Source organism: Thermoanaerobaculia bacterium (genome assembly GCA_035260525.1).
In the GTDB taxonomy this organism is placed as follows: Bacteria; Acidobacteriota; Thermoanaerobaculia; order UBA5066; family DATFVB01; genus DATFVB01.
The window spans coordinates 1-4,880 of record DATFVB010000181.1; the positions used below are offsets into that span (position 1 = coordinate 1).

The 4,880-nt window shown below is 70.7% G+C and carries 6 protein-coding genes; 2 read left to right on the plus strand and 4 right to left on the minus strand.

The window, feature by feature from the left end; translation table 11 throughout:
- Window positions 1–256 precede the first annotated feature (256 nt).
- From VKH46_08960 to VKH46_08970, 3 genes are all read right to left on the minus strand, one after another.
- The gene (locus VKH46_08960) at window positions 257–985 is read right to left on the minus strand and encodes an MBL fold metallo-hydrolase (protein HKB70959.1); all 729 of its coding nucleotides are present in this window, start codon (window positions 983–985) and stop codon (window positions 257–259) included.
- 88 nt (window positions 986–1,073) lie between these two features.
- Window positions 1,074–1,226, minus strand: a complete 153-nt coding sequence (locus tag VKH46_08965) for a lmo0937 family membrane protein (GenBank protein ID HKB70960.1) — start codon at window positions 1,224–1,226, stop codon at window positions 1,074–1,076.
- A gap of 53 nt (window positions 1,227–1,279) precedes the next feature.
- Window positions 1,280–1,864, minus strand: a complete 585-nt coding sequence (locus VKH46_08970) for a type 1 glutamine amidotransferase domain-containing protein (protein HKB70961.1) — start codon at window positions 1,862–1,864, stop codon at window positions 1,280–1,282.
- Window positions 1,865–1,996: 132 nt separating this feature from the next.
- Between VKH46_08970 and VKH46_08975 the strand changes: the two genes are divergently transcribed.
- Entirely contained in the window at window positions 1,997–2,209 is a 213-nt protein-coding gene (locus tag VKH46_08975; protein ID HKB70962.1) for a hypothetical protein, read from the plus strand.
- Between the two features lie 280 nt (window positions 2,210–2,489).
- Here the strand turns inward: VKH46_08975 and VKH46_08980 are convergent, their stop codons facing one another.
- On the minus strand, window positions 2,490–4,094 hold the full coding sequence (locus VKH46_08980) for an RluA family pseudouridine synthase (protein ID HKB70963.1): 1,605 nt from the start codon (window positions 4,092–4,094) through the stop codon (window positions 2,490–2,492).
- Between the two features lie 25 nt (window positions 4,095–4,119).
- Here VKH46_08980 and VKH46_08985 point away from each other — a divergent pair.
- On the plus strand, window positions 4,120–4,880 hold a 761-nt coding region (locus VKH46_08985; protein ID HKB70964.1), incomplete at its 3' end, for an aminopeptidase P N-terminal domain-containing protein.

The following is a 4,880-nucleotide window of genomic DNA, read 5'->3' on the forward strand; positions in this document are numbered from 1 at the left end:
GCGGGCGCGTGCCGCCGGCCGGCCGCACGACGTACGCTTTCGGTACGCCTTAGCGTCCGGCCGGCGGCCCGCATCCCGCCGGGCTCGCGCCTCACCGCGCCTCGTCGGCGGTGTCACTGAAGAACGCGGCGACTGTTAGCAACCCCTTTGGTCATTGCGAGGAGCGAAACGACGAAATGCATCCACCTGCGCAAGACTGCGGCGGATCTTACGGACAATTCTCCGAATCTCGCCGGAGCGAAGGAGGATCGCCGCGCTACAGCTCGAAGGTGGCTCCGTCGGTCGCGACCGCGACGTCGCACTCCGGCGCTTTTTCGCGAGCGAGTAGCGCCACGCGCGCGCGCAGCGCCTCGTCTCCCATCTCGATCGGGCCCTTGCCGAAGTGGGAAAAGACCGCCCGCGGCACGCCGTATCGGGCGAGCCAGCCGAGCTGGGCGCGGATCGTCGTGTGCCCGATCAGCTCTCCGCTCTTGTGCCGGCGGACGAGCGACCCCGTGAGCGTCGATCCGTCGCCGACGTAGAGCGCCACGCGCGGGAACGCGCGGTCCGGTTCGGGAAAGCTCACGACGTCTCCGGAGTAGAGCAATGTCTTCCCGCCAGCCTCCAATCGGACCGCCGTGCAGGGGCATCGGACGGAGTGGACGACGGGGAAGAGCGTCAGGGAGAAAGGTCCGATCTTCCTCCGCCGGCCGGGAGCGACCGTCACCCGCTTGTCGATCGGGAGGGCGGCGAGGATCTCCTGGGTGACGGCCGAGGCGTAGACGGGGGCGCGCGGTCCTTCGCGCAGCCCCCAGGAATGGTCCGGATGGGCGTGGGAGACGACGATCGCGTCCGGAGCGATCTTTTCGAGGAGACCGAGACGGTTCTCGCCGAAGTCGCACAGCAGCCGGAATCCCTTCGCCTCGACCACGAACGCCGAGTGCCCCGTGTGGGACGGGGAGGACTCTTCGACGTACCCGCGCGTGCCGAAGAACTCGAGCTTCATGGCCCGATTCTCCGTCAGAGGGCACGCGCACGAAAAAGAGGCGACCGGAGGACCGGCCGCCCCCGTCTCGGAACCGGCGTGGCCTCGATCAGACGACGGAGCGGCGCCCCGTGAACAGGTTCACGACGAACGCGATCACCGCGAGAACGAGCAGCAGGTGAATCAGACCCGCGGTCACGTGGAACGCGAAGAACCCCAGGATCCAGGCGATGAAAAGAATGATGGCAATCGTCAGCAGCATGGTGCTTTCCCCCTCTCGGCGGAGGAAAACAGCAAGAGTTGTGCCCGCACGCCTTACGCGCGGATGAACGCCGGCTCCGTCGCCGCGCGGGCGTGCCGCCCCTCGGCGAACTCCTCGATCATTTTCCGGTTGAACGCGGGGATGTCGTCCGGCTTCCGGCTCGTGATCAGCCCGTTGTCGACGACGACCTCCTCGTCGACCCACTCGGCCCCGGCGTTGCGCAGGTCGGTCCGGAGCGAGGGCCAGGAAGTCATTCTCCGGCCGCTCGCCGCGCCGGCCTCGATCAGCGTCCAGGGCCCGTGGCAGATCGCCGCGATCGGCTTCCCGGAATCGACAAAGCTCTTCACGAACGCAACCGCCCGCGGGTCCATCCGCAGCCTGTCGGGATTCATGACGCCGCCGGGAAGGAGCAGCGCGTCGAACTCCGCGGCGTCGGCCTCGTCCAGCGCGAGGTCGACGTCGACTTTCTTCCCCCAGTCGTCCTTCTTCCATCCGCGGATCTCGCCCGGCATCGGCGACACGACGCGCGTCTTCGCCCCCGCGTCCTCGAGCGCCCTCCTGGGCTCCAGGAGCTCCGACTGCTCGAACCCTTCCGTCGCGAGGATCGCGACCTTCCGTCCTTCGATCTTCCCGGTCATGGATACCCCCTTTTTGGAAAGCGCGGCCCGGCCGCGCACCGGAAGAGGGCAGCAAGATGGCTGCCACGCCCCCTTCCGGACGTGTCGATAGCCGGAAGAGCGCTTCGACGCAGGAAGTAGAATTTTTGACCCGTGACGCTCCGCCTCGCGATCCTCGCCGTCCCGTTTCCGTGCTCTCTCGAGGAAGCGGACGACCCCGCGAAGTTCATCGACGCCGTCGACCCGAAATGGGAACGGGAGCTGCCGCACACGATCGCCTGCGACCGCCGCGGGAAACCGGTTGCGACGGCGGCCGGCCGCGGCACGAAGGCGCAGTTCCGGCAGATCGTCGACGCGGCGCGCTGAGGCGCGACGCCGCCCGCGCCGCATCGCGAGTCGACCCGTCGGGAGTCGCGAGGCTTTCAGTCCCGGGTCGCGAGTCGTCGCCGGGGTTCCGACTCGCGACTATTTTCTTTTACGGGCGACGGCGACCGCTCCCGAGGCCGCCGCCAGGGCGGAGAGGAGCGCGGCGACGAACTCGACTTTTCTCGGCGTGTCGAGCTTCTTCCATTCCCGGACCGAGGCGCGGACCGCCCGCTGCGACGCGCCTCGGGCTTTGGCGAGCGCGGCCCGGGCGGAATCCTGGCTACCGGCGGCGCCGGCGGCGATCGCCGCGCCGGCCTTCGATGCCTGGGCGGAAAGCCGGTTCAGGAGAGCGGGGAGGCCGCTCGGAGCGGACCTCCGGCGGGAGGCCGATTTTTTGCGCGGGGCGGTTTTGCGGCGAGCCGCCGTGCGGGTTCTTGCGCGAGGAGCGCGCGGGGCGGTTTCGTGAGCCGCCACTGGGGTCGATTCCGACATGGTCTACCTCCGTCCGCGATTGTGCCACGGAAGAGCCGGCGCGGCGATGCATCGAGCCGGACGGGCGCGTGACCGTCGCGGGAGCTGGCTCGGGGGACGGGAGCGCGTGGCGGCGGCGCCGCTCGTCGAACGAGCGACTCGACGGCCCCGCCGCCACCCCCTCGCCGACGCTCCCGCTCCCGCTCCCGCATCGCGGAGCTTTCGCCTCGGTTACTTCGGTCGGAAGCTTTCCGCGATGCGAAGGGCCCGGAGCGCCTGGGTCACCAACCACTGCCGGCGCGGGCGACCCGCGTCCCGTCGGGCTCGCGCCTCGCGCCTCGTCGAGGGCTGGAACCGAAAAGGTTTTTCCCGAATCGCGCTCGGGCGGGCGCGGCGACCTGTCGCGCCGAAGGCTCCTTGAAGGCGGATGCATCGAGCCGCGAGAGGCGCCGGCGCCGGCCCGTTCGGGCGATTCGCTCCCTTTCCTTTCGCCGCTGTGCTCCGGTCGTCCGCGGACGGCCGGCGAACGCGGCCGGGCCGGCGCGGGCCCCTTCGAGAGCGCCGCGAGGCGTTCGCGGAAGTCCGCCGGCGGTTCGCTCGAGACGAGCATTCGCTCCCCGGTTTGCGGGTGGCGCAATCCCAGCGTCCGCGCGTGGAGCATCTGGCGCCGCGCTTCGAGGGCGGGGCCGGGCTGGCGCTTCGGGCGGTACACCGTGTCGCCGACGACCGGATGGCCGATGGCGGCCAGGTGCACGCGGATCTGGTGGGTCCGCCCGGTCTCGAGTCGGAGCGCGAGGAGCGTGGCGTTCGCCATCGGCTGCAGCATGCGGTAGTGAGTGACGGCCCGGAGCCCCGTCTTGCCGCCGCGGGCGGTCCCCCGGCGGCGATCGCCCGCGTCGCGGACGAGGTCGAGACCGATCGTTCCGGAATCCTTCTCGACCCGGCCCTCCACGATCGCGACGTACTCGCGTTCGACGTCGTGGCGGCGGAAGAGCTCCTGCAGCGCGCGGAGCGTCTCACGCGACCGCGCGAACACGACCGCGCCGGAGGTTTCCTTGTCGAGGCGGTGAACGACGCCGACGTACGGCCGCTTCCGGTACCGGTGCTGCAGATAGGCGTTGACCCGCCCGAGCAGAGTGTCCTTCTCGCGCGCTTCGGTCGGAAGCGTGAGCAGCCCGGCCGGCTTGTCGACGACGATCAGGTGCGGGTCCTCGTGGAGGACGGCGAGCTTCGTGCGGACGTTCCCGACGGCCGGCCGGTTGACGTCGAGGGTGACGCCGGCGCTCTCGCCGATCTCGCGGCCGGGCTCGCGGCAGGTCGTCCCGTCGACATCGACACGCCCCGTCTCGACGTAGTCGCGCGCCTTGCGCCGCGAGAGAGCGTGTTCGGCGGCGACGCGGTGATCGAGGCGCACGCGGCGATTGTATGATGGCCGGCTCGTGACACCGCCGACGCACGACCACGCCGCCCGGCGCGCCCGTTTCGCCGAGCTCCTCGACGGCACGCCCGCCGTCGTGCCGGCTGCGCGAGTCGCCTACCGGTCCCGCGACACCGCCTTCCGCTTCCGGCAGGACTCCGACTTCCTGTATCTCACCGGCTACCCGGAGCCGGACGCCGTCGCGGTGTTCGACCGGGGAGCCTTCCACCTCTTCGTCCTTCCGCGCGACCCGTCGCGCGAGGCATGGGACGGCGACCGGGAGGGGATGGAAGGAGCGAAACGCTACGGCGCCACCGCGTGGCCGCTCGACCGCCTCGACGACTTTCTCTCGGATACTCTCGCGAGCGCGGACCGTCTGGCCGTCCCGCTCGGCCGCGACCCTCGCCTCGACGCGTGGTGGGGGAGGCTTTCGGCGCTTCGCAAGCGCGGACCGAATCCAGAGCTCGTCGATCCCGCCTCGATCCTCGCCGAGATGAGGCTTCGGAAGGAGGAGAGCGAGATTCGGGCGCTCGAGACCGCGGCCGCGATCACGGCGCAGGCGCACGCAAGCGCGGCGGAGGCCGTCCGCCCCGGGGCGGGCGAGTGGGAAGTCGAAGCGGTCCTCGAATACGAGTTCCGCCGCCGCGGCGCGGCGGGCCCCGCCTACCCGTCGATCGTCGGCTCGGGGCGCAACGCCACGACCCTCCACTACGTCCGAAACGACCGCACGATCTCGCCCGGCGATCTCGTGCTGATCGACGCCGGCGCGGAGTACGGCGGCTA